General features: G+C 67.9%; 23 protein-coding genes and 2 tRNA genes. 10 read left to right on the top strand and 15 right to left on the bottom strand.

Annotated features, from left to right (window positions below; all coding sequences use genetic code 11):
* Window positions 1-365: 365 nt before the first annotated feature.
* The 6 genes from gyrB (at window position 366) to L0H79_RS09090 (ending at window position 6,644) form a co-directional block, all read left to right on the top strand.
* Window positions 366-2,519, top strand: coding sequence for a DNA topoisomerase (ATP-hydrolyzing) subunit B (gyrB, locus tag L0H79_RS09115; protein WP_301484285.1), 2,154 nt, complete (start codon window positions 366-368; stop codon window positions 2,517-2,519).
* Between the two features lie 237 nt (window positions 2,520-2,756).
* Window positions 2,757-5,390 carry a DNA gyrase subunit A gene (gyrA, locus tag L0H79_RS09110; protein WP_301484284.1) on the top strand — a complete coding sequence of 878 codons (2,634 nt, stop codon included), beginning with the start codon at window positions 2,757-2,759 and terminating at the stop codon, window positions 5,388-5,390.
* Complete coding sequence (locus L0H79_RS09105; RefSeq protein ID WP_301484283.1) at window positions 5,387-6,109, top strand: DUF3566 domain-containing protein; 723 nt, start codon at window positions 5,387-5,389, stop codon at window positions 6,107-6,109. The genes gyrA and L0H79_RS09105 overlap by 4 nt, the downstream gene beginning before the upstream one ends.
* A 177-nt stretch (window positions 6,110-6,286) precedes the next feature.
* A tRNA-Ile gene (locus L0H79_RS09100) sits at window positions 6,287-6,363 on the top strand.
* 27 nt (window positions 6,364-6,390) lie between these two features.
* Window positions 6,391-6,546 carry a DLW-39 family protein gene (locus tag L0H79_RS09095; protein WP_301484282.1) on the top strand — a complete coding sequence of 52 codons (156 nt, stop codon included), beginning with the start codon at window positions 6,391-6,393 and terminating at the stop codon, window positions 6,544-6,546.
* A 25-nt stretch (window positions 6,547-6,571) separates the two neighbouring features.
* Window positions 6,572-6,644 (top strand) — tRNA-Ala (locus L0H79_RS09090).
* Window positions 6,645-6,741: 97 nt separating this feature from the next.
* Here L0H79_RS09090 and L0H79_RS09085 read toward each other — a convergent pair.
* The 6 genes from L0H79_RS09085 to L0H79_RS09060 are packed head-to-tail and all read right to left on the bottom strand — an operon-like array spanning window position 6,742 to window position 10,788.
* Window positions 6,742-7,950 carry a tyrosine-type recombinase/integrase gene (locus L0H79_RS09085; protein WP_301484281.1) on the bottom strand — a complete coding sequence of 403 codons (1,209 nt, stop codon included), beginning with the start codon at window positions 7,948-7,950 and terminating at the stop codon, window positions 6,742-6,744.
* Window positions 7,950-8,153 carry an excisionase family DNA-binding protein gene (locus L0H79_RS09080; RefSeq protein ID WP_301484280.1) on the bottom strand — a complete coding sequence of 68 codons (204 nt, stop codon included), beginning with the start codon at window positions 8,151-8,153 and terminating at the stop codon, window positions 7,950-7,952. Before L0H79_RS09080 ends, L0H79_RS09085 begins: the two co-directional genes overlap by 1 nt.
* Window positions 8,140-9,690 carry a replication initiator gene (locus tag L0H79_RS09075; protein WP_301484279.1) on the bottom strand — a complete coding sequence of 517 codons (1,551 nt, stop codon included), beginning with the start codon at window positions 9,688-9,690 and terminating at the stop codon, window positions 8,140-8,142. Before L0H79_RS09075 ends, L0H79_RS09080 begins: the two co-directional genes overlap by 14 nt.
* Complete coding sequence (locus L0H79_RS09070; protein ID WP_301484278.1) at window positions 9,690-10,124, bottom strand: WhiB family transcriptional regulator; 435 nt, start codon at window positions 10,122-10,124, stop codon at window positions 9,690-9,692. The genes L0H79_RS09075 and L0H79_RS09070 overlap by 1 nt, the downstream gene beginning before the upstream one ends.
* Window positions 10,121-10,504, bottom strand: a complete 384-nt coding sequence (locus tag L0H79_RS09065; RefSeq protein WP_301484277.1) for a hypothetical protein — start codon at window positions 10,502-10,504, stop codon at window positions 10,121-10,123. The genes L0H79_RS09070 and L0H79_RS09065 overlap by 4 nt, the downstream gene beginning before the upstream one ends.
* Window positions 10,501-10,788, bottom strand: coding sequence for a hypothetical protein (locus tag L0H79_RS09060; RefSeq protein ID WP_301484276.1), 288 nt, complete (start codon window positions 10,786-10,788; stop codon window positions 10,501-10,503). The genes L0H79_RS09065 and L0H79_RS09060 overlap by 4 nt, the downstream gene beginning before the upstream one ends.
* A 426-nt stretch (window positions 10,789-11,214) precedes the next feature.
* On the opposite strand from L0H79_RS09060, the gene L0H79_RS09055 reads away from it, so the two are divergent.
* The 3 genes from L0H79_RS09055 (at window position 11,215) to L0H79_RS09045 (ending at window position 13,346) form a co-directional block, all read left to right on the top strand.
* Window positions 11,215-11,970 carry an XRE family transcriptional regulator gene (locus tag L0H79_RS09055; protein WP_301484275.1) on the top strand — a complete coding sequence of 252 codons (756 nt, stop codon included), beginning with the start codon at window positions 11,215-11,217 and terminating at the stop codon, window positions 11,968-11,970.
* Between the two features lie 50 nt (window positions 11,971-12,020).
* A complete protein-coding gene (locus L0H79_RS09050) occupies window positions 12,021-12,677 on the top strand; it encodes a hypothetical protein (RefSeq protein WP_301484274.1) in 657 nt (218 codons plus the stop codon).
* A gap of 198 nt (window positions 12,678-12,875) precedes the next feature.
* Window positions 12,876-13,346 (top strand): NUDIX hydrolase, encoded by a 471-nt coding sequence (locus L0H79_RS09045; RefSeq protein ID WP_301484273.1) that lies wholly within the window; start codon window positions 12,876-12,878, stop codon window positions 13,344-13,346.
* On the opposite strand, the gene L0H79_RS09040 is transcribed toward L0H79_RS09045, so the two are convergent.
* The 8 genes from L0H79_RS09040 to L0H79_RS09005 form a co-directional block, all read right to left on the bottom strand.
* Entirely contained in the window at window positions 13,314-13,880 is a 567-nt protein-coding gene (locus L0H79_RS09040; protein WP_301484272.1) for an HD domain-containing protein, read from the bottom strand. The two genes, L0H79_RS09045 and L0H79_RS09040, sit on opposite strands and share 33 nt — an antisense overlap.
* 56 nt (window positions 13,881-13,936) lie before the next feature.
* Window positions 13,937-14,623, bottom strand: a complete 687-nt coding sequence (locus L0H79_RS09035) for a hypothetical protein (protein WP_301484271.1) — start codon at window positions 14,621-14,623, stop codon at window positions 13,937-13,939.
* Window positions 14,616-15,713 (bottom strand): C40 family peptidase, encoded by a 1,098-nt coding sequence (locus tag L0H79_RS09030; protein ID WP_301484270.1) that lies wholly within the window; start codon window positions 15,711-15,713, stop codon window positions 14,616-14,618. The genes L0H79_RS09035 and L0H79_RS09030 overlap by 8 nt, the downstream gene beginning before the upstream one ends.
* Window position 15,714: 1 nt before the next feature.
* Window positions 15,715-16,368, bottom strand: coding sequence for a hypothetical protein (locus L0H79_RS09025; RefSeq protein WP_301484269.1), 654 nt, complete (start codon window positions 16,366-16,368; stop codon window positions 15,715-15,717).
* Window positions 16,361-18,367 (bottom strand): hypothetical protein, encoded by a 2,007-nt coding sequence (locus L0H79_RS09020; protein ID WP_301484268.1) that lies wholly within the window; start codon window positions 18,365-18,367, stop codon window positions 16,361-16,363. The genes L0H79_RS09025 and L0H79_RS09020 overlap by 8 nt, the downstream gene beginning before the upstream one ends.
* Window positions 18,368-18,437: 70 nt before the next feature.
* Window positions 18,438-21,035 carry an ATP-binding protein gene (locus tag L0H79_RS09015; RefSeq protein ID WP_301484267.1) on the bottom strand — a complete coding sequence of 866 codons (2,598 nt, stop codon included), beginning with the start codon at window positions 21,033-21,035 and terminating at the stop codon, window positions 18,438-18,440.
* Entirely contained in the window at window positions 21,032-21,478 is a 447-nt protein-coding gene (locus tag L0H79_RS09010) for a hypothetical protein (protein WP_301484266.1), read from the bottom strand. The genes L0H79_RS09015 and L0H79_RS09010 overlap by 4 nt, the downstream gene beginning before the upstream one ends.
* A gap of 15 nt (window positions 21,479-21,493) precedes the next feature.
* Window positions 21,494-21,745, bottom strand: coding sequence for a hypothetical protein (locus tag L0H79_RS09005; protein WP_301484265.1), 252 nt, complete (start codon window positions 21,743-21,745; stop codon window positions 21,494-21,496).
* A gap of 706 nt (window positions 21,746-22,451) precedes the next feature.
* On the opposite strand from L0H79_RS09005, the gene L0H79_RS09000 reads away from it, so the two are divergent.
* On the top strand, window positions 22,452-22,871 hold the full coding sequence (locus tag L0H79_RS09000) for a hypothetical protein (RefSeq protein ID WP_301484264.1): 420 nt from the start codon (window positions 22,452-22,454) through the stop codon (window positions 22,869-22,871).
* 140 nt (window positions 22,872-23,011) lie between these two features.
* Here the strand turns inward: L0H79_RS09000 and L0H79_RS08995 are convergent, their stop codons facing one another.
* A complete protein-coding gene (locus L0H79_RS08995) occupies window positions 23,012-23,797 on the bottom strand; it encodes a DUF1883 domain-containing protein (protein ID WP_301484263.1) in 786 nt (261 codons plus the stop codon).
* Between the last annotated feature and the right edge of the window lie 511 nt (window positions 23,798-24,308).

Raw genomic sequence — 24,308 nt, 5'->3', positions numbered from 1 at the left:
CCCCCGCACCCGGGACAAGTGGCCGGATCGACGGCTCTGCCGCCGCTGCCTTCGTGCTCAGCGCCGGATCACAGCAGAGTTCGTTCCGGTCGGTCGGCTCAAGCCGGGAAACGTCGCGCAGGCGCACTGGAGACGGGGTCGTGACCCTCCCCTCGGGCACAGGCATGCAAGGCGCCACGACCGCGGTTCCGAGTCTCCCGTGGGATGTTGCGAGTGCCGTGGCCGCTAGAATGGAAGGGTTGCGGCTCGACCTTGGCGTCGGGCCGCCCCGGTGTCGACTGCCGCATCCGCTCCCCGCGGGTAGCCCAGCCGATGCCACCCGATGTGCGCGACGAGCAAGGAGTGACGTGTCCGAGGCCGACCAGATGCCAGACCACACCGCAGCAGAGGCGACGACAGACACCCTGGCCCCGATCCCGACGGGCACCGACGACCCCTACCTGCGGCACCTGCACCCGGACCACAAGCCCAACGGCGTCGACTACGACGCGAGCGCCATCACCGTCCTCGAGGGGCTCGAGGCCGTCCGCAAGCGCCCGGGCATGTACATCGGCTCGACCGGCGAGCGTGGCCTGCACCACCTGGTCTGGGAGATCGTCGACAACGCCGTCGACGAGGCACTGGCCGGCTACGCCGACACCATCGACGTCACGCTCATGGCCGACGGTGCGGTCCGGGTCAAGGACAACGGCCGCGGCATCCCGACCGACATCCACCCGGTCGAGCAGATCAGCGCCGTCGAGCTGGTGCTGACCCAGCTGCACGCGGGCGGCAAGTTCGGCGGGGGCGGCTACAAGGTCTCCGGCGGGCTGCACGGCGTCGGCTCCTCGGTCGTCAACGCACTCTCGTCCCGGCTCGACGTCGCGGTCCGGCAGAAGGGCCACACCTTCCGGATGAGCTTCAACCACGGCGTGCCGACCGGGCCGCTGCAGCAGATGGAGCAGACCGAGGCGACCGGCACGACCATCACCTTCTGGGCCAACGCCGACATCTTCGAGACGACGGCCTACGACTTCGAGACGATCCGGGCCCACTTCCAGCAGATGGCCTTCCTCAACAAGGGCCTGACGATCAACCTCGTCGACGAGCGGGTCGAGCTCGCTTCGCCCGAGGACGCCGCGGAGGACCTCGACCACGTCGAGGACGAGGTCGAACAGGTCGAGCGCGACGACGAGGACCCAGCGCGCCCCGAGGGCGCCACCAAAGTGGTCGCGGCCCGCACGGCCCACTTCCGCTATGACGGTGGCCTGGTCGACTACGTCCACCACCTCAACTCCTCCAAGCGCAGTGACCCGGTCAACGCCGAGGTGATCAGCTTCGAGACCGAGGACGACGCGAAGTCGCTCAGCCTCGAGGTCGCGATGCAGTGGACGACCGCGTTCAGCGAGTCGGTGCACACCTACGCCAACACCATCAACACCCACGAGGGCGGCACCCACGAGGAGGGCTTCCGGGCGGCGCTGACCAAGCTCGTCAACGAGTTCGCGCGCAAACAGAACCTGCTCAAGGACAAGGAGGACAACCTCACCGGCGACGACGTCCGCGAGGGCCTGACCGCGGTCATCTCGGTCAAGCTGGCCGACCCACAGTTCGAGGGCCAGACCAAGACCAAGCTCGGCAACTCCGAGGTCAAGGGCTTCGTCCAAGGCGCCATGACCAACGAGTTCGGGCACTGGCTCGAGTCCCACCCGAGCGAGGGCAAGGACATCGTGCGCAAGTCGATCCAGGCTGCCGCGGCGCGGATGGCGGCCCGCAAGGCCCGCGAGGCGACCCGCCGCAAGGGGCTGCTCGAGTCCGGCGGCCTGCCCGGAAAGCTCAAGGACTGCCAGTCCAAGGACCCGGGCGCCTCCGAGGTCTTCATCGTCGAGGGCGACTCGGCGGGCGGCTCGGCCACGCAGGCCCGCAACCCGCACACCCAGGCGATCCTGCCGATCCGCGGCAAGATCCTCAACGTCGAGAAGGCCCGGATCGACAAGATCCTGTCCAACCAGGAGGTCCAAGCCCTCATCTCGGCGTTCGGCACCGGGATCGGCGAGGACTTCGACCTGGGCAAGGCCCGCTACCACAAGATCATCCTGATGGCCGATGCGGACGTCGACGGCATGCACATCCGTACCCTGCTGCTGACACTGCTGTTCCGGTTCATGCGCCCGCTGATCGAGGCCGGCTACGTATACCTCGCCCAGCCGCCGCTGTTCCGGCTGCGCTGGAGCAACTCGCCGCACCAGTTCGCCTACTCCGACCGTGAACGCGACGGCCTCAAGGAGATCGGCGAGGGCCGCGGCTGGCGCCTGCCGAAGGACAACCCGATCCAGCGCTACAAGGGCCTCGGCGAGATGAACTACACCGAGCTCGGCGAGACGACGATGGATCCCGAGACCCGCACGCTGCTGCAGGTGACCCTCGACGACGCGGCGAAGGCCGACGAGGTCTTCTCGGTGCTCATGGGCGAGGACGTCGAGTCACGCCGCACCTTCATCCAGAAGAACGCCCGCGACGCCCGCTTCCTCGACATCTGAGACGACCGTCCCGTATGCCGCTCACCGCCTCACAGCCGCACGCACGTCGCGTGCGCAGCCGACGAGAAGTGAGCCCTGCGCGGACCGCACCCCCGAGCGGCGCTGAGTGAGCGGCATACCCCTTGAGCTTTGAACTGACCGCACGACAAAGGAGCTGACGTGAGCGACGACCTGCCTCCCATCGACGGGAACGAACCTCCTGAAGAGGACCTCAGCCACGAGCAGGGCACCGCCCCGATCGGCCGGGAGCCGGGCCAGCACGACCGGATCGAGCCGATCGACCTCAACACCGAGATGCAGCGCAGCTACATCGAGTACGCGATGTCGGTCATCGTCTCGCGTGCGCTGCCCGACGTGCGCGACGGCCTCAAACCCGTGCACCGGCGGATCGTCTACGCAATGTACGACGGCGGCTACCGCCCCGACCGCGGTTTCAACAAGTGCGCGCGGGTCGTCGGCGACGTCATGGGCCACTACCACCCGCACGGCGACTCGGCGATCTACGACGCTCTGGTCCGGCTCGTGCAGGACTGGTCTATGCGCTATCCGCTGGTCGACGGGCAGGGCAACTTCGGCTCGCGCGGCAACGACGGAGCCGCTGCGCCGCGCTACACCGAGTGCAAGATGGCGCCCCTCGCCCTGGAGATGGTGCGCGACATCGAGCAGAACACCGTCGACTTCGTGCCGAACTACGACGGCAAGACGATGCAGCCGACGGTGCTGCCGAGCCGGTTCCCCAACCTGCTCGTCAACGGCTCGGCCGGTATCGCGGTCGGCATGGCGACGCAGATCCCGCCGCACAACCTGCGCGAGGTCGCGGCCGCCGCCCAGTTCCTGCTCGCGCACCCGGAGATGCCCCGCGAGGAGTTCCTCGAGGAGGCGATCCGGGTCGTGCAGGGGCCGGACTTCCCGACCGGCGCCCTCATCATGGGCCACAAGGGGATCGAGGATGCCTACCGGACCGGGCGCGGCTCGATCATCATGCGGGCCGTCGTCGAGGTCGAGGAGATCCGCGGACGGCAGGCGCTCGTCGTCACCGAGCTGCCCTACCAGGTCAATCCCGACCAGCTCGCGATGAAGATCGCCGACCTCGTCAAGGACGGGCGGATCGCCGGCATCTCCGACATCAACGACGAGACGTCGGGCCGCACCGGCCAGCGCCTCGTCATCACGCTCAAGCGCGACGCCGTCGCCAAGGTCGTGCTCAACAACCTCTACAAGCACACCCAGCTGCAGACGACGTTCGGGGCGAACATGCTCGCCCTCGTCGACGACGTGCCCCGAACGCTGCCGCTCTCCGCGTTCATCCGGCACTGGGTCGAGCACCAGATCGAGGTGATCGTCCGGCGCACGGAGTTCCGGCTGGCCAAGGCCGAGCAGGAGATCCACATCCTGCGCGGTCTGCTCAAGGCCCTCGACATGCTCGACGAGGTCATCGCCCTGATCCGGGGCAGCGCGACCGTCGAGGACGCGCGGACGGGACTGATCGCACTGCTCGAGATCGACGAGGTGCAGGCCAACGCGATCCTCAACATGCAGCTGCGCCGGCTCGCTGCCCTCGAGCGGCAGCGTCTGCTCGAGCAGCACGACGAGCTGCAGGGGCTCATCGACGAGTACACCGCGATCCTCGCCTCACCCGAGCGGCAGCGGCAGATCGTCTCGGAGGAGCTGGCCGAGATCGTCGACAAGTACGGCGACGAGAGGCGCACGACGATCGTGCCCTACGACGGCGACATGTCGATGGAGGACCTCATCCCCGAGGAGGACGTCGTCGTGACGATCACCCGGGGTGGCTACGCGAAGCGCACCCGGGTCGACCAGTACCGGTCGCAGAAGCGCGGCGGCAAGGGGGTGCGCGGTGCGGCGCTGCGCGGGGAGGACGTCGTCGAGCACTTCTTCACGACGACGACCCACCACTGGCTGCTCTTCTTCACCAACCTCGGCCGGGTCTACCGCGCCAAGGCGTACGAGCTGCCGGAGGGGTCGCGGGACGCGAAGGGCCAGCACGTCGCCAACCTGATGGCATTTCTGCCCGAGGAGCGGATCGCGCAGGTGCTCGCGATCAAGGACTACGAGTCGGCCGACTACCTCGTCCTCGCCACGAAGGCGGGCCTGGTCAAGAAGACCCGGCTGCGCGACTACGACTCACCGCGGTCCGGTGGCCTCATCGCGATCAACCTGCGCGAGGGCGACGAACTCGTCGGCGCCGAGCTGCTGACCGCCCGCGACGACCTGTTGCTCGTCTCCCGCAAGGGACAGTCACTCCGGTTCCACGCGACCGACGACGCACTGCGGCCCATGGGCCGGTCCACCTCCGGCGTCACGGGGATGAAGTTTCGGCGCGGCGACAGCCTGCTGGCCATGTCCGTGGTGGAAGTGGGCGAGCAGCCGGATGTCTTCGTCGTCTTCGAGAACGGGCTGGCCAAACGGACGCCGGTGTCCGACTACCGGGTCCAGGGCCGCGCCGGGCTCGGCGTCCAGGTGGCCAAGCTGTCCGACAAGGGCGGCGACCTCGTCGGCGCCCTGACCGTCGACGAGAGCGACGAGGTCATGGTCGTCATGGAGAAGGGCAAGATCGTCCGGTCACGGGTCGACGAGGTCCGCGTCACCGGCCGGTCGACGATGGGCGTGAAGTTCGCCACCCCCGACCGGGGCGACGCGATCGTCGCCGTGGCCCGCAACGCGGAGTCCGAGCACGACCTTGACGATGATGAGGGCGCTGAGGAGGTTGTGACCGGGGCCGACGGGGAAAGCAACGCGTCCACCACGGACGCACAGACGCGTGTCACCGCAGCTGATGGCGTACCGTCGGACGATAACCCGAACGACCGGGGTGAGAGCTCCGAGAGCAGCACCGGAGGTAACGAGTGAGCGCGACCAGCTCTCAGGGAACGTCTGCGAGCGCCGGCCGTGGGTCGGGCTCCTCGACGCAGCGGATTCCGGCGAACTCGCCCGCGAGGGCGACGGAGTCCAAGGGCACGGGTGCGACGGAGTCCAAGGCCAAGGGCGCGACACGGTCCACGGGTGCGACGGGGTCCAAGGGCACGGGTGCCACGGAGCGCGCCGCCGACCAGGGGGACACCGCCCCGACCCAGGTCGTGCGCCCGGCCGGAGACGCAGGAAGCACCAGCGTGGGGCGGAGCACGGGCCAGCCGGGCCAGGCCCAATCCGCCCAGGCCCACGCCACGACGCAGACGAGCCCGGCGCGGCGTCCGCAGCGCAAGGGTCCGCGGCGGGTACGGCTGGCCGTCGCTCGCGTCGACCCGTGGTCGGTCATGAAGATGAGCTTCCTGCTGTCCGTCGCCGCGGGCATCGCCGGCGTCGTGCTGACCGCGGTGCTGTGGATGGTCCTGTCGACGATGAACGTCTTCAACGACATCGAGGGCGTGCTCCAGAGCCTGCAGACGGCGACGAGCAACCCGTTCTCGATCAAGGACTATGTCGGCTTCGGTCGGGTCGTGTCGCTCTCCATCGTCATCGGCGTCATCGACGTCATCCTCATGACGGCGATCTCGACCGTCTTCGCGTTCCTCTACAACATCTGCTCCTCCCTTGTCGGGGGCGTTCAGCTCACCCTGACCGACGACTGAGCCTCGGCAGGCCCATCAGCGACTGTCCTTTCTGCCGCCGCCTGCTGGTGCCCCAGCAGTCGCCGGTCGCAAGCACCGTCGCTGGCCCGAGCGGCAGTTTTGGTTCCGTCCGGTCCGATCCGGTAACGTGTGCGCTCGGCCGGGGTCCTCGGATCCTGGCCGCTTGTAGGTGAGGATGGGCCTATAGCTCAGACGGTTAGAGCGCTTCCCTGATAAGGAAGAGGTCGGAGGTTCAAGTCCTCCTAGGCCCACCAGCACCACCGCACCGAGAGGATCAGCCCATGTGGAAGCGTCTCACCCTGATCGCAGCCGCCGTCGTCGGGGTGACCTACCTGCGCAAGAAGGCGAAGGACCAGCAGGCCGAGCAGGACCTCTGGGCCCAGGCGACCGACGACGTCACGCCGCCCACGCCCCAGGCGCCCAAGCCGCAGGCGTGACGACCGCCACGGGTAGTCGTCGCAAGGGGCCATGGCGCAACTGGTAGCGCACCTGCTTTGCAAGCAGGGGGTTAGGGGTTCGAGTCCCCTTGGCTCCACTCACGTTTCCGCAGGTCAAAGGCTTGCGGACCGCCCGTATCTCGCTCGAAGCCGCGGAGTCCGGGCTCGTACTGCAAATAAGTACTGCAGTTTGGCTCATTCGAAGGCCTCTCCCAGTCGCTTGAGCGCCTCCCGGGTCGACGCGGCGGACACTTGCGAGTAGATGTCCATGGTCACCGCAATCTTGCTGTGTCGCAGGATGGCCATCGCCACGCGCGGGTGCACGTCCAGGGCCACCAGCAGGCTGGCACAGGTGCGCCGCGTCGAGTGCACGGGGATGACCGGGACACCGGCCCGTCGGACGCTGGAACGGAAAGCCCGCTGGAAGTTGCGTGGGTCGATGGCGTCGCCGAAGCGAGTGGTGAGGACGAGACCGCTGGAACTCCAGGCCTCACCCGCGGCGAGTCGGAGCTCATCCTCTACCCGATGTCGATGCTTGAGTGCCTCGACGCAGATGTCGGGCAACGGGAGAGGAGCGTCGGAAGAGTGCGTCTTGGTCCGCCGGCGGACGAGTTCGCCTCCGAGACGCTGCAGCTGCCAGGCGATGTGCGCCTCTCCCCTATCGAGGTCGAGATCCTCCCACCCGAGGCCGAGCAACTCCCCACGTCGCAGCCCAAGGACGAGCATGAGGACATAGCCGGCGAACAACGGGTCGTCGTTGGCCTTGGCCGACTCGAGGAACCGGCGAGCCTCGTCGACGGTCCAGTACCTCGGCTTCTTTGGACGGGGCATTGGGACCTTCACGAGAGCCGCGACGTTCCTCGTCACCAGCTCGTCACGCATGGCCTCACTGAGCATGCTGCGCAGCACGGTCCACGCCTGGTGCACGGTCCACTCGGACGCAGTCTGTCGACAGCACTTGCCCGCGGCACAGCACCGAGGCTTGGCCCGTGCCTTATCCTTTCCTTGGGCGCAACACTGGCACCGCTCCCTGAGCTCGTTGAGCCACAACCGCACGTCTCGCACGCTGAGTCGATCCACACGCTTCCTGCCCAGGTCGGGAGTGATGTAGAGCCGCATGAACAACTCGTAGTTGGCTACTGTCGACGGCGCGAGGTTCGGCTTCACCACGTCCGTGAGCCAGTCGGCCGCGAACTCCTCGAGGCGAGGAACAGTCGTGGCAACCGGCCCACGCCGGGACTGGCTCTGTAGCCTGACCCACTTCTCCTGGACCTCCCGCTTGGTCTTCCCATAGACGGTCTTCCGGACCCGTCGCCCCTCGGGGGTGACGACAAAGACTTGGGCCGCGTACCCATTGCGGTAGGCGTAGATCGTCCCCTCGCCGTTCTGACGGCGCCCAGCCATCAGAGGTCTCGCTCCGACTCGGCCACCTTCAGGGCTATGTACTCGTCCACCCACTCGGGCAGGATCCGACGAAGCTTGCCGTCCTTCACGGACTTCAGGTCACCCGAGATGATGGCCATCCTGACCTTGGTTTCGCCGTAGCCGAGCATCTCGGCGACCTCGGCGACGGTGTGCCACCGTCTGCGAATCTCAACATCGGACATGGTGCTCGCCCTCTTCCTCGTCGTCTGGGTCAGTTGCCGAATTGCTGTCCACAGGGGGTCCGGTCCCATTGAGGATGGTCTTGGCTCGTTCGTACTGGGCTCGCCACCGACGGCGTTCGAGGATGGAGTCGAGGATGGCACCGGTGGCCTTCTCGGGTGGCAGGGTGACGGCGCTCCACCGGTAGCGGGGTTCGCCGGTGTCGGTGAGGGCCTGGGTCGACATCCGGTCCACGTCGGACGGTTCGTAGCCGGCCTCTTCGAGGACCTTGCGAACGACGGCGGACCGGTCCGCGCGGTGCTCGGCCAGGGTCTTGTTGGACCAGCCGCGGGACACCTGGACACGGCGGCCCCCGACGCCGAGGTCTTCCCAGCTGTGCGCGTTCGAGGAGCAGGTGCCGGGCACGAGCCCCGGGCCGGCGTCCTTTGGCTGGATACCGTAGCGCAGCCAGTTGCTGCAGGTCGGGGAGCAGGGCAGGATCTTCACCTGGTCGTGCAGCCGACTGATGTGCGCGTCGTAGGTGCTGTCGTAGACGTCGTCCTGGGTGTAGGTGTCGGCGATGGACTTGGTGAGGTACCGGACGGACCGGTCGGCGTCGGGGGTGCCGCCGAGTAGGCCTTGGATGTCGAGCTGCCGGCCGAACCCGAGGGTGTGCGCGGGTTTCGCGTCGAGGTCATCGTCCAGCTCGCGCAGCGCGTCGTCCCAGGTCCTGAGCGGCCACTTCGTGGCCGGGTCCAGGTAGTCGATCCCGTCCCACTCGGGGAACTCGTCGCCGTCGCAGTAGACGGGCTGGTCGAAGGTGGGCCACCAAATCTGCGTGTAGGTGGCACGGGTGACTTGGCGGATCACCTGCCGGGGGATCGCTCCGCGCAGGGCGACGTGGAAATGAGGGGCGAGCCGGCGTTGGGCCTCGATGGCGCCGAAGTACTGCACCTTGTAGCCCGCGCAGCGGCGCAGGCTCAGCACCCACCGGTCGAGCAGCTTGGTGAAGTGCATCGCGTCCAGGGCGGCGGTGCGATAGTCGTACTCGTCCGGGTTCACCGGCACACCCCGGCCCTGGACGATGGCCCCGTAGGACGGCAGGGTGAGCGTGACGAACATCGACGGCCGGTACCTGCGCCCGAGGTTGCCCTCGTACACCTGCCCGATGGTGCGGCGTTCGGCCGGCCGGACCGGTAGGTCAGGGGAATCGCTGCGCCGGCGGGTGGACCGGGTCCGCCTCGAGGCTTCCTCCTCGTCGCCCGCGTCTGCTGGGTCGTCGTCGGCGAGCTCGTCGTCTTCGGCGGACTCGGCGGCGCGGGTGTCGAGGTCGGGTTCCTCCTCAAGGTGCCAGCCTTCGGCGCACTGCTGCATGCGGACCCTGCGGGCTGCGGCGGCGCAGGAGGGGCAGCGGGACTCGCGGGTGGCGCGACACGCCATCACGACAGTGATGGTGTGCCCGGTCTGCACGTCGGTGACCTGGTGCAGCACGGGGCGGATGCACACGCCTTCCTTCAGCGCGAGGTCGAGCGTGACGTCGCTGGCCAGCTTCGGGTCCATCAGGCGGCCACCTCACTCGTCGTCGTCTCGAGCGCGTCAGCGAGGATCATGCCCAGGGGTTCGCCGGCCCGGACCCGGCCCTCGAACGGGCGGCGTTGAGCGGGAGGCAGGCCTCCCCAGATCCCGAACTCCTCACCGAAGACGAGCGCGGCGGCGAGGCAGAGGTCGCGGATCGGGCAGCTGGCGCAGATCTGGGCGGCACGTTGGGCCTTGCCGGTGCCGTGCTCGCTGAACCATGCGTCGCCGGTCGCGGATACGCACAGTCCGGTGGTCTTCCAGCCGGGCCGGCTGAGCGCGATCATGGAGGGGCCGCCGGTGGGGTTAAGGCCCGGCACGGCCTGTCCGTACTCGCGTCGCCAGATGCCGTCGCTGGCCTTGGCGCGCGGCCGTTGCCGTCGTTGCCCACCGGTTCCGGTGCGGTGCGCGGTGGTCATCGTGGCTCCCGCTGCTGGTGGATCCCGATCCGGGACAGGTCGTCTTGCGCGGCGTCGAGCAGGACCGCGAGCTGGGTGGCGCGGTCGGCGGCCGCGCGTAGCGACTCCATCGCGTAGGCGATCGACTCCTCGGGGTTGTCGCCGTCGTCCTCGTAGACCGCGTAGACGGTCAGGGACTCGGCCAGTGCGCGGGAGAGCTGTCGCAGCGCTTGGGTCAGTCCGTACCCGAGGCACTTGAGGTTGCCGAGCACCTCGTAGACCTGCGGTGGCGGGATCGGGCCCCGGCCGACGGTCGCGTGGCACAGGGCGCGGATCGACTCGTATGCCGCTGCCGCGTGCTCGTTCACCGGGTCGGGCAGGTGCGTGGCTGGGGTGCTCATGCGGTTTCACTTCCTTCGATGAGGTGCAGGTCGGGGGCCCCGTTCGCGGGAATGCCTACGGCGGTATCCGGCGGGCTGGTACGGGTCAGGCCGGCGGTGGTCAGGTCGGTGATGTCGTGGTCGGTCAGGTAGCTGGCGCGGACGCGGGCGATCTGGCGAGTTCCCTCGACGCGCACGTAGGCGACGCCGGGGGTCAGCTCGCTGATCTCGTCGGCCTTGGCGCCGGCCTCGCGGGCTCCGTCGCCGAGGACCATCCCGACCTGGATCGGGTTGTCCAGGCGCATGGATCGAACACGACCGGGGTGAAGGGTGAGGAACCGTCGTTGCTCGGCGGGACGGGCTGGACCTTCGCGATGATCTTGACGGTGACCGTGCGGTTCTTCTTCGTCGCGTCCGGGTCGGCGTCGACCACATCGACCGACCAGATCGGCAGCCCTGAGTCGGCGTCGATCTGCTGGATGCGGCTTTCTCGCGTCGACTTGTCGAAATCGATGACTGGGCCGACTTCGGAGACCAGGTACGCGCCGTGCGGGAACACCGCGTCGTGACCGATCGGGAGCCTGCGTGCGATTGCCATGGTTGTGCCTCTCTGTGCGTTGACCCCGGGTGGGTCACAGCCATGGCATGGCGGGACGGCATAACCACCCTGAGGGACGTTTCAGGACGTCTTACGCTTGACTAAACGTCCCTATTGGTCCCATCATGGGCTCATGGCAAACGAGAGACTCCGCTCCGCCATCACCACCTCGGGGCTCACCGCAGCAGACCTCAGCGAGCAGGTCGGCGTCGACCCCAAAACCATCGAACGGTGGATCCTGACCGATCGGATTCCGCACCGGACCAACCGTCAGGCCATGGCGGCCGCGCTGCGACGAGATGAGGAGTTCCTCTGGCCCACAGCGGTTTCCGAGTCGCGCGTCCAGTCCGCGAGTCAGGCGGAGTTCGTCGCGCTCCATCCCAACCGCGGGTCCGTACCCGCCGGCAGCTGGCAGTCGTTGCTCGAGGGAGCCGACGAATCCATCGACCTGCTCGCGTACGCCGCCAGCTTCCTGCACGACACGATCCCCGACTTCGACGACATCCTCATCGAGAAGGCCAGCGCTGGAGTCCGAGTCCGCTTGCTCTTCGGTGACCCCGACGGCTCGGCGGTTCGGCTGCGCGGCGAGGAAGGAGGGATCGGCGACTCCCTAGCGGGCCGATGCACCCTCACCTGGAAGTACCTGCAACCCTGCCTCGGCGTCCCTGGGATCGAGGCGCGCCAGCACGACACGACGCTCTACACGTCGATCTTCCGGTTCGACGAGGACCTGCTCGCCAACACTCACGCCTACGGAGCAGCTGCCAACCAGTCCCCCATCCTCCACCTGCACCGCATCTCCGGCGGACGACTGTTCCCGCACTACATGACATCCTTCGATCTCGTTTGGAATCACGCCAACGAATCGTTGATGCACTTAGTCGACTAAAAGGGGATCAAGCGTGCGGTTTCGAGGACTCGTGTCAATCGTCTTGGAAGGTGGACAAGTCCGTGACTTCTTGGTGGCCACTGCAAGACGGTGAAGTGGTTTTGGAGTCTGGGAGATCTGCAGAGCACTGGGTGATGACCATGCTTGCTGAATTCTCCTCGCTGCAAGAGGCTATCGATGGTACGGTCGCACAGTATCTAATTGGCAAGACGCCTGAGCTCGGACGCAGAATAGCAAAGAAGCACCTCAGTAGATTGAGCGACGAAGACCGCTGGACTTACGTGAAGGCATTTGCCCGCGATGTTGGCTACCCAAGCTCACTGCAGGCCGCTGGCGACGCATTTTGGCGTTGCAAGCACGTCCGAGACTTGGTTGGTCATCACCAAACTGGCGGGCTCGAACTCGTAAGAACTCACGACCGAAAGGGATACTACTACCGACTGACACCGAAGGGGGAGATCAAGCCGCAAATCCCCACACCGTTGACGCCAGCAAGCTTTAGGCAATTGGGAGCTGAATGCCGGTGGCTTCAGGCTTTGATTTTTCACCTTGGATACCTAGGCGGACTTCGGTACATCAGTTCTATGGCACGTATGAATACTGACGGACAGCCGGAGCCAATCTATATGCGCATTCTAAATCCTCCGGCACTTCCCATTTCGCCGGAATGGATTTCCTCGGAGTTGTGGTGTGAAATCGATGATTAGAGCGAACCTTCGCGGAAGGGATGACAATTCGTACATGTTAACCATCCATCCTTCTTGACTTGGCAGGCGCGCTCAGATGACTGTCAGCGATGTCCTTGCCACTCACATTATGAAGAGCCTGTAATCGAGCTGGAATTGTCGCGGCAATGGGTTACTTGCCTGTTCATCGATGCGGTGCTTCTTGATACTGTGACTCAGATGGGACGCACTGACTATGTCGATGATCCCGACGCACCGAGCGCTAACAGTGTCGTGCCCTCGGTCGTCGCGGTTGTCACGGACAACGGTGGCCGAGTGTTGCTGATCCACAAGACGGACAACAACCTTTGGGCCCTACCGGGCGGCGGCCATGAGATCGGCGAGTCGATCGCCGAGACTGTCGTGCGTGAGGTGAAGGAGGAGACGGGCTACGACGTCGTGGTTGAGCGGGTCACTGGCCTGTACACGAACCCTCGGCATGTGATGGCGTATGACGACGGCGAGGTGCGACAACAGTTCTCGATCGCGTTCCGTGCCAAGGTGATTGGTGGGGAGGCACGCACCAGCAGCGAGAGCAAGGCGGTGCGTTGGGTCGACCCTGCCGAGCTGCAGGGCCTGGACTTGCATCCGTCGATGCGGCTGCGGATCCAGCACGCGTTAGAGGACCGGGATACCCCGTACATCGGCTAGCCCGAGGCGGTGGGCGGCGCGTGCTGCTGCTTGGCGTAGGGAGTCGCTGGAGCGGACGATGGCTCGGTGGACGGGGTCGTCCTCGGGGTAGCGGGTCAGGATCTCGGTGAGCCGGTCATCGACGCTGACCCGGTGCCCGTCCGGGCTGGTGGTCATGTCGATCAGGACGAGGACGTCGGAGATCTCGTCCGGTGGCTCGGGGTACTCGGCCAGCTCGCCGGCCAGGCCGCGCTCGTCGGCTTCGAACGTGGCGCCGGAATGGTGGGCGACCAGGGAGACGACGAGGTTGGTGGCGCCGATGCTGGCCAGGAATCGTGCGCCGTCGAGGGGATGGAACCCGGTCTCGGCCATCTGGGGTGCGTAGCCGATGTCATGCAGCCAGGCGGCGGCCGCCAGGTCGATGGTGATCCCGTGAGCGGCGCAGATGGTCTCAGCTGTTCGGCCGACGGCTTGGACATGGCTCCAGCGCGGTTCGATGCCGGCGAGGTACTTGCTCGCCAGTTCGATCGCGGGAGCGAGTCGGGGATCGGCCATCCCCCAACGGTACTTGTCGAGGTCGCCTACTCTCTCAGGTTCCGAGGGGACCCCCTCTATTCGACCCACAGGCGGTCGGCCGGCAGCGCGCGGACGGGCCGGAAGTCGTGCTCGTAGTCGTGGTCCGCCCAGCGGTACCAGTGCCGTTCGGTGACGACCGGGACCATGAGAGTCCCGTCGTCGCCCAGGAGGACGGGAGCGGCGGCACGCAGGTCGTGTTCCAGCGTTCCGTCTCCTCGGTCGTGCACCACCCGGGCTCCGGTCAGGTGGTGGCGACCGGGCACGGGCTGCAGTGGCTCCAGGACCGGTGAGTTGGGGTCCTGGACGACCGCTCCCAACCAGTCGCTCTGCATCACATCGTGAGCGTCCTGCTGGACGGTAAGTCGCTCGACCCAGACCCTCGAAAGGTCGACCCACACGCCTGCCGGGTCGCTGTCCGTGTACCAGTCGCGTTCGTCGACCAGGTACGCCCCTGGTTCGTGAAGACCGGGCAGGGCGGGAGCTCCCGCGGCGTGGATTCGTAGGTCGGTGCGCCAGCCGTACGTGGCCAGCTGCGCCGAGTCGTCGTAGCTGGTCATGAGGAAGCGGGCCCGTGCACCGATGGGGACGGTGTCTCCGACCTTGAGCCGTTCCACGCGCACAACGGGGCGCCACGCGGACTCTCTCGTGGTCTCTCCGAGCTCAAGGCCGGCGATGATGGAACCGAACTCCCGCCCGAGCTCGTCGCCGGTGTCCTCAGCCATGACTGGCCACCTGGGCCGTGGGTCGTCCGACGTAGGCGAGCTCGTCGTGGAAGAACGGGATGGTGAGGAAGTCGTGGACGACTTCGACGGTCAGACCGGTGCGGGGTGCGTGGACGAGTCCGCCGGCGCCGTCGTAGATGCCGACGTGGTGGTAGAAACCGGGTGGGTCGCCGGGGGCGTGGAAGAAGACGAGGTCGCCCGCGCGCCAGGCGGACGGGTCCAGCGGCACCGAGGCCATGGCGGAGGCTTGGGCGGTCGCGACGCGGGGCAGGTCGACGCCGGCCTGGTGCCAGGCGTACTGGACGAGGGAGGAGCAGTCGAACCCGACAACGCCGGCGCCGCTGCCGAACCCGAGACTTGGGCCGGTCATCGTTCCGCCGCCCCAGCTGTACGGGACACCGACCTGGGACAGGGCCGCTTCCACGGCGACGCTGCCGGGGGAGCCGTCGCCGGTGAAGCCGGCGTTGACGTAGCAGTCGGCGGACAGCACGCTCGGCTCACCGACGACCTGGGTGGCCAGTGGTTGCCATTTGGCGTATGCGTCGGGGAAGGCGCTGCGCTGCACGGCTTGGGCGGCATCGGTGAGCGGCATGTGTTCGAAGCCGGGGATCTGCATCAGCCCGGGCTGGCCGCCGTGACCACCGGTGTAGAACATGCGCGCGGCGGTGGCGGGGTCCATCCGCTCGGCCGTGGTGCCCCACGCGGCGCGTTGCTGGAACAAGCCGACACGGTCACGGTCCCCGTAGGGCAGGTTGCGCAGGGTCGACTCCTGCATGGCGGTGGCGACCGCGATGACCCACCCGTAGGCGGGCACCTCGAGCTCTCGCCCGACGGCGACGATGATGCGGGCGTTCGCTGCCTGTTCGGTGGTCAGTCCGGGCAGGGCGGCGGCCGAGATGAACTGGCTGCCGGGGCAGCTTCGACCGCCTGGCACCGCTTGTTGCGCGGATCCTCCGGAGAGCGCGCCCAGCAGGGCGAGGGCGAGGATCCCCGTGCCGACGATCGGGGCCAGGACGTACAGGACTCGCCTGACGCGGCGCCAGAGGACTCGTTTGGCGGCGACGGCGGCAAGGGCGAGGGGTGCCGGCATGTCAGTTCCGCTCGACGCGATCGCTCGAGGCGTCGGGTGCCCCGGTCTCGGCGGGGCCCAGACGCGGGGTGGGAGCGCCGTGGACGTCGTTGTCGGGATGAACGTCGTGTATGACGCACACTCGCTCTGCCTTGACGGCGCGGACGATCACGGGGCCGGCGTCGGTGACGATGCGAAACGCTTCGCCGTCGCCGGGGTCTTCCACGGGCTGTGGGTCGGTCAGGATCCGGGTGGCCGGGACCCGAGCGGGGTCGGTGGTGGCCAGCCGCTCGAGAAGGGGGTGAGCGGCATACGGCTTCAGGCCCGCGAGCCACGCGGTCGAGGTCAGCGACGGGCGGGCCCACGCGTGGATGAACAACTCTGCCGCCTGCGCGCAGTCGGAGACGGGCTCGCCGGGGGCGGCCGCCGCGGACTCGGCCACGATCTCCGTCGCTGACGTCGGAGGCGCAGTCGCAGTCGACGAGCTGGAGGTCGGGGTCGCGATCACGGAGGCCGCGGCTGAGGGGCCGGGAGCGGGTGGGCCGGCGTCGAGGGTCAGGGCGGCGCCGACCCGCCCGAGCGCACCCAAGGAGACGAGCGCGAGAACCACGGTGACGGTGAAGTTTCGCCAGGACCACAATGGCCACCGGATCAGTCGCTGGATCAGGTCAGTCATGCCGCTCACCTGTCTCGAGCTGCTCGGAGGTGACCGTGGTCTTGGTGTCCGGGTCGTAGAACCGGGTCACGACGCCTTCGGAGGTGATTTCGTCGTTGGAGTCGTGCCTGGTGGCCGTGTGCAGCTCCCGGGTGCCCGGCGGGACCTCGTCGACGAGCGCGCCTACCAGGGCGCCGCCGCGGCGGCTGGAGGTCGCCGGATCGTAGAGCCGGTCCCGTGATGGCTGGGAGACGGAGCCGGCCCCACCGATGGGTTGCGACGATGTTGCGGTGGACTCCCCGTTGCGTGCCTTCGCCGCGGACAAGGCCGCGCGTGGCGCGTGACCTGGCGTGACTGCTCGCTCGTGCTCGGACACCGGGGGCTGGTCGGTGACCCTCTCGGCTGGGTCGTCGGCGGGCCGTCCGACCGCTTCGGGTGGGAGGTTGACGCGGCGGACGTACCGGGCGGGCCCGGTCTCGCGGGGATACGTGGTGTCGTTGCCGCCGGGTGTCGGGGTCGTGGTGGGGGTGGGTTCGTGCTCGGTGTCCTCGAGCGCGTCGCGGGTGGCCTTGCGGCCGACGAGGTAGCCGGTGCCGGCGCGGCGGCCCCAGCGCAGTAGCTGGTTCCCGGGGCCGGTGGCGTGGCCGAGGATGTTGGTCAGTGAGAGCAGCGGCAGCAGCAGGATGAATGCGGCGACACTGACCACGAGGCACAGGATCAGCGCGAGGATGCCGGCCTGGGGGGTGGTGGAGTGGGTCAGGATCGCGGAGATGGCGATGGTGTGCACGGTGGAGCCGATCGCGAACGCGGTGACGTTGACGATCGAGGCCCCGGCCATGTTGCCGATCCGGCGCACGATCGAGGACATCGGTGCGATCACGCCGACGACCGCGGCGGCGGGGAAGAACATGACGAGCATTCGGAGCATGACCAGCCCGGTGAACAGGAACAGGTCGGCCACGAGCCGGAACAGCGCGGCGAACAGCACGCCGAGGAAGGCGAGAAGCCCGGCTCCGGCGCGGCCCTTGGCCTTGCCCTGGACCTGGGCGTACACGGACGGGTCGGCGTCCTGGATCTCCTGGGTGGTGGCGATCCAGTCGTTCTGTTTCTGCTCTGTGACGGTCTTGATGCCGTCGGGTTTGCCGGCGGCTGCGGCGACCTCGGCGCGGCTGAACGCGGACTCGCGGTAGAGGGTCGGGCCCCACTTGGTCGCGGCCGCGCTGTGTGAGTCGCCGAACTGTCCGCGTAGCCATGCGTCGTAGAGGATCTGGTCGACCAGCAGGGCGCCCTGGGCCCGGCCGGGATCCGTCTTGGTCTGGGAGGCGGTGGTGATCCCGGCGCTGGCCTGGTTGACCGCGCCGATGGTCTGGGTGACGGTCTGGTCGAAGAAGCCGGCGACCCGGGTCGGGTAGGCGGTGATCCCGGACAGCACGGCGAGCACGAGCAGCGCCCACGCCGAGGCGGTCACGACCGCGGACAGGCGGCCGTGCAGGGAGTAGACCAGCAGCAGGGCCGCGACCCCGAGCAGGGCCAGGGCGCCCCACGGCGACCAGATCGCGTCGTGCAGCCGGTCGGTGACGGTGGCCACGACGTCGTCCAACGGCTGCATGTACGTCTCGGGGTGGGCGATCTTGTTGTGGATCCCGTTGCTGCCAGAGGCGATCCATGTGCCGCCGGAAAGGAAGAGGTTGCCGATGAAGGTGTCGATGGTGGCGCCGAGGTCGCCGGCGGCGCCCATGCAGCCGAGGTCGTAGGTGTTCCAGGTCAGGCCGGCATACCCGTACTGGTCGTAGATCGTCGAGGTGGGCGGGTTGGCCCACGGGTCACCGGCTGCTGGGGCCGGTGAGGGTGCCGGGTCGAAGAAGCCGGGCAGTCCGGAGTCGGGCATGGCCGGGACCGGCGCGTCCTTGCAGTCCCACGGCGCCGCGGGCAGCGCCGCTGGTCGGCTCACCATCGGGGTCGCCGAGGCGGAAGGGCTGGCCAGGAGGGTCGCGGCGATCGAGACCACGATCAGTGCCAACACTCGGGTGGTCCCGCGCCGGCGGCGAGTCCGGTCGCGGCCCGATCGGGTAGGCCGGGAGCGGGGCAGGTCAGCTGACATGATCACGCACTCGCCCTCCGGCCGGTGACGACCTCAGCCGCGGGTTCCGTGCCCGAGTCCGGCTCGGTGGCCAGGGCGGGCCGGGCTTGCCGGTTGCGGGCCATCTCGGGGGCGGCGGTCGTGTTGAGCGCCTCGAGCAGCTGTGGGTGCGCGGACAGGTCCATCCGGATTCGCTCGATCCCGCCGGTGCCGTCGCTGAAGACGAACTCGCGGGGCCACGCGGGCCGTCGCGGCCAGGCCGGGAGAGGGTGCCGAAGATCTGCTCGTAGCCGAGGCCGTCGCGGATGCCGGGCAGGAACCGCAGTGCGTCGCGTTGGGCGTCCTCACCGGTCAGGCGGCCGATGAAGGCGGCGGAGGCGAGGTTGGCCAGGTCGAGCCGCAGCAGGTCGGACGGGTTCTGGCTGGCCATCAGCACACGGGTGTTGTGTTTGCGTGAGTCGCGGGCGGCGCGGTCGATGAACCGGCGCCCGGTCGAGAAGCCCGACAGGGCCCAGGCCTCGTCGATGAAGATTCCCTTGCGCGCGTTGACGTCACCGAAGTACATGCCGCGCTGGGCCAGCCACGCGGCCAGGTACATGACACACATCGACAGCCGCTCGTCCAGGTCCTCCGAGGTCCCGGCCTGCTCGTCGGGCAGGGCCAGCCCGCGCAGCGAGTAGACGGTCAACAGCGGCTCGCTCTCCGCTGCGCCGAGGGGGCGGCCGGGCGGGAAGATGAGCCGGCCGTGCCGGGTCCGCGCGGCCTCGCGCAGGAAGTCGGCCATGTACCCCGCGTGCCGGGCCAACTCTGGGTCACCGTCCAGTCGGGCCAGCGCCTCGATCACCTGCTCGCAGGACGACCACGCTTGGGCCGGGACCTGGCCAACCGCCCGCAGCAGGGCGACCTCCGAGAGGACATGGTCCTGCAGCTGCCGGGGCAGCATCGCGCGCAGCACGCTGGAGGCCAACAGGCGACGAGTGTCCTCGGCCTGCTCCATAGCGACCCGCCACGCCGCCTCGTCGGGGTAGTGCTCGCGCTTCGGGTCCACGATCACCCGGTAGGTGGACAGGGCCCCGGAGGGGGCGTCGAGCAGGTCGACCGCACGCGAGTAGTCGCGCAGCTCGGGCAACCGGGTCAGGGCGGTCAGCCGCCCGGACGGGTCGAGCACCGTCCACGGGACACCCTGCACGAGGGTGCGGTAGATGATGTTGCCGCCCGCAGTGGACTTGCCGCCGCCCAGGCCCGCGACCAGGACAGCCAGGCCGGACTCCTCGGACCGTTCGGTGGCGTGCCAGGGTTCCCACGTGACGACCCGGGAGGAGGTGCCGGAGGTCTGACCGAGGTGGATCCCGATCCGGTCGCCGACCTTGGCGGTTGCTGCCGGGACCGCGGCGGCGACGGTGGTGACCGGCATCCGCCGCTTGTAGGCGGTGGTCCCGAGCGGCTCACCGGGGATGAACTCGCGGGCCACGGCGTACTGATCCTGCGGGCGCGCGATCGTCACCTGCGGCGCGTAGAGCTGACGGACCCGGCTGGCCCGCTCCAGGGCCTGCTGCTGGGTCGGCGCCGACACGGCGATCCGGTACCAGCCGGTGGTGCGGGTCGACAGCCCGGACAGCCCGGTCTGGATCTCATCCTCGACCGCGAGAGCCCGGGTCGCCTGCCGGTCCAGCGCGCCGGGAGCGGGCTCTTGGTGCTCGAGCTCGTAGTGGTCCTTCTGGGCGCGGATCTTCTGGATGTTGCGGCGCATCGCGGACCCGACGTGGGCGGCGTCCTCGATCCTGACCCGGGCGGACCACTCGACCGGGAAGCCCAGCTCGTCGGTGCGTTGCATCCACGGGATGCCGGGCGGGATGTCCAGGTCGGTCATCCGCCCCACCGACAGGATGCACACTTGGCGTTCCACCCGTTTGTCGTCGTGCTCGCCGAGGACGCGGATGGTGCGCCCGTAGGGGGTGGCGAACCACTGCACCTGGTCGGTGAACTCGGGCAGGTCCTCACTGCCCCACTCCGGTGCCTCGGCGTTGCCGAGGGTGACCGGGGCCGGCAGGCCGAGCGAGCAGGACCGGTGCAACAGCCATTCCAGTTCGCGGGGGCTCGCCGGGGACCCGTCGATCCCGGGTGCGGCCATCAGCTCGTCGGTAGCACGTACCTGTGGCGCCAGGGCGGAGACTTCCCGGTCCGAGACCGGCGCGGCCAGCGAGCCGAGGGCCTTCAGCACCGGGTTGCGGTGCGGGATCTGGACCCCGACGTAGACCTCCTTGTCGGCCATGCTCAACGCGGCCAGCCGCTGCTGGTCCGTGAGCAGGTAGTCCCGCCAGGTCGGTAGCGGGGCCGGCGCGTTCGCGTCGTGATCGCTGGCCCAGTGGGCGACCGGGTACGGGCGGGTCGTCACCCGGATGTGCACGTGTCGTTTCGACAGCTGCGCGAGCGCGTCCGCGCCGTCGATGATCAGCTGCTCACGGACCGAGTCCGGCCGGAACGACCAGCCCTGCGGGTCGAGCCGGTACCAGGCCATCACCATGCCCGCGGTGACGGTGCAGTGTCCGCTGATCCGGCGCAGGGCCAGCCCGCTGCCCCGCCCGCGTGGCGCGCCCCGGGTGCTCACGACATACCCCCAACGCTCGTGCCGACGCTCCTGCCAGCGGGGCGCCGGCGCGCGTGGCGGTGTTGTCGGCGTTGGGCCCGGCCAGGGCGCGAGGGGACGGCACGCACCCGGGCCGGGCGGATCGTGTGGGCGCTGATCCGCGGGTCATCCCGCGGTGCGCCGACCTCGTGGACGAACGCGGTGACCACCGCACCCAGCGGCCGGTCCGGGTCGACCACGGACAGGACCAGGCGGGTCAGCCCGACCGTCGCGAGCAGGCTGTAGGCCAGGGAGAAGAAGCCGAGCCCGATGCCGAGACGCCGTTCGATCATCTGCAGCAGCACGAACACGACCGCGCCGACCGCGTACGCGACGTACCGGACCCTGAACGGCAGGGTCCGGCCCGGGGGGCCGAGCCAGACCGCGTTGACGTTGTAGATCTCGTCATCGACCAGAAGCCGCATCAGAACTGCGCCTCCTCAGCCGGTCACCAGCGAGGCCATCCAGGTCCCGAGCGAGTCGGCCTTGCCGCTCGTCGCGAGCCCCAGGACGGCCAGGGCGATGACGACCCCGCCGACCACGCGCATCGCCTTCGCGTTGTCTCCGCGCTGGGCGAGCACGAACAGCATGGTGGCGATCAGTAGAAGCAGCAGCGGGATGATGTTGGACTTGATCCAGCCTTGCAGGCCACCGGTATCGGCGGCCGTGGCCAGCATGGACAGGGTGTGCATGGTCGTCCCCTTTCGGATGGTTCGGGGCATATGCCCCACGACCATTCCCCCTGACGATGGAGGGGGAGTCCAGAAACGACCCGGCTTCCCGCCAGACCTTGGGAGAACCTTTACTCTTCGCAGCACGGCAGCCAGGCCGCGTGAGTCCACTGGGTGAGACGGAATGCCCCCTCCATCGCCCAATCGTCCGGCCCCGGCGGAACGCGTCAAGGGCGCCTACGGCGTCACCCGTGATGGCTACGCCACCCTTGACCCAACCCGCCGGGACCTACACAGGCGCCAACAGGAGGGGGCATCCCTACAACGGCCATGAAACCCGCGCTATCTGCATCGTCCGGACGCGTGAAACCTGATTCGCGTAGAGCCACGAACGAGGTATCCAGGCTGAACGAGGGATGGAGGGGACGAGGGGCCGGCGGCAAACTGCTCCGCAGAAGGTCCCGCCGCCCACGCGACCCTACGGACGACCTTTACCGGACGCCCACACATGCGGCGTGACCGGCACCGTTCCGGCGGAGCGTCCCGCATGCGGCCATCGAGCTCGGGCGAACCGAGAGCCGCGGCAAACTGCCCACAGTGGGGCAGCGTCACCCCGCTCAGTCTTGGACGCTCTCGCTTGTCGACATAGCCTGTAGCCCGATGAGGAATCGGCCAGACCGCCGGGTCGTTGCGCACCGCGGACGGGGCTGGTAGGGATAATGAGTGTATGAGCCATCCGGACTTCCGCAGCCTGCGCGACGCACTCAGCGACCTGTCGTTACACGAGATCGATTTCTCGGTGGGCGAGGCCTTCGTGAGCCGACTCAGGGATGTCAGGGTGGCCGTGGACCAGCTCGATACCGACTCGGAGCCATGGGCTGCCAAATGGTTGATCGCTGAGCACCTGAAGGCGGGAATGCTTTGGACTGCCGCGAAGACTAATTGGGCCAAAGAGCAGTCGGGCGGAACGGATGAGACGTTTAGCGCGCGATCAAGGGCATCGCTCATTGCCCGCTTCAACAAGTGGGTGGCCGACATCGAACATCGTCTCGACTGCTACGAGGCCTCCGATCGCTCCCCGTCTACGGTCGCGCCGTGGATCGCTGAGCTCGAGCGGTTTCGGGAAGATCCCATCCGTAACCCCTAAAGGCAGCGAAGGGGCGTTCTGACGCATGGCGAGGCGACGTATCGGTCTCTCTGCTTTGCTGCCGCACGGGCCACGGAGCCGACACAGGGGCGAAAGGGACAGCAACCGGCTTTGCCAGGGCGCATCGCTGCCTGACTGCCTCACGGCCCGAGGACGTCTCGCACGACCTGAGCAATCTCATCGGCTATCTCCGCTACGGTGTTGAGCCCAGTGTTTCGCGCAATCTTGTCAACGAGTGATGGCGACTGCTTGGCGATCTCGTCGCGAGAGATCTCATGCCAGATGGGCAGTATTCGTTGATCTCCAGCGACGGTCATTCCGACGATTCCGTCCAACTCGTACTGCGGCCACCCCTTCGAGAAGAACGACTTGGACAGGATGACCACGCCGAACGTGCTGTGCGCCAGCCCGTAGTCGATCTTGCGACGCAGGCTGTCCCCGATCCGCAACTCTGTCTTGTCGAGCCACACCTTGAGCCCGCGGGTTCGCAGTTCCTCCGCGAGGGGCTGCGCAATGGCCTCCTTGTCTTCACTCGCATGAGAGATGAACACGTCCCAAGTTTCGCCGTTGTCGTCCGGGACGACGGGCGGGCGCTCGTGTCGGATACCGCTGAGCGATTGGAGTGACGCCGACTTCGCGGTCGGAAGGGGCGGTGGCTCGACCGTGGCCGAATGGCGGAGGTTGGTCGCCTTGAGACCCATCAGGTCGATGGTCAGGTACCAGCTGCCGGTGCGCGGCACCGTGATCCGGAACGGCGATGTGCGCACCAACCCGCCCGTATATCGATGCTTTCGGCCGTTCTTGTATGAGTTGAAGTTGCTGGAGTCCATGAGCCGCACGTTGGCTGCCTTGGTCAAGGTGACAACGACGGTCGAGCCCTTCTCCAGTCGGGTCCAGTGGTACTTAGCGAAATTGGTTGCGACCACGTTGCTCCTTCTCAGCCGCTCTTGCAGCGCAAGCGCGACCAGTTGGCCCCTTGCGAGTCGGTCCAAGCCTGTCACGGTGCACTGACACCACTGGGGACGCCGCGGCCATCTCCCATCGGGCTGCTGCACGTGCGCCCAAATTCGCGTGGCGCCATGGCCTCACTTCTGCCGTAGAGCACGTGGGCGAGCCGTGACCTCTATCTGCATCGATCCAGACGATCTATGCCGGGATGGAACCGCGGTGCAGGTACTTCGTGCACGGTGACGGCCGGACCCAGCACGGCGGTGCGGCCAACCTCGTCCTTCGTGGTCTGCCTGCTGGCAATAGCAGGTCAAGTCGCTCAACTGTGGTGGAGGCGCCGCGGCCTCGACGACCTCTTCGGCTGAGTCCTGGGCGGAGAGCACTCCTCGAGTCAGCGAGATCGCTCGAAGGGCAAACCGTGCACTCGGTGCGATCGTAAACATTCAGCCGGGGTTCCGGGTGAGGGCATGATTTGTGGCCGCCGGTGAC

The organism is Intrasporangium sp., from assembly GCF_030452765.1.
Lineage (GTDB): Bacteria > Actinomycetota > Actinomycetes > Actinomycetales > Dermatophilaceae > Intrasporangium_A.
The sequence above is the reverse complement of the archived record's forward strand: the minus strand, read 5'-3'. Positions and strand labels throughout refer to the sequence as shown.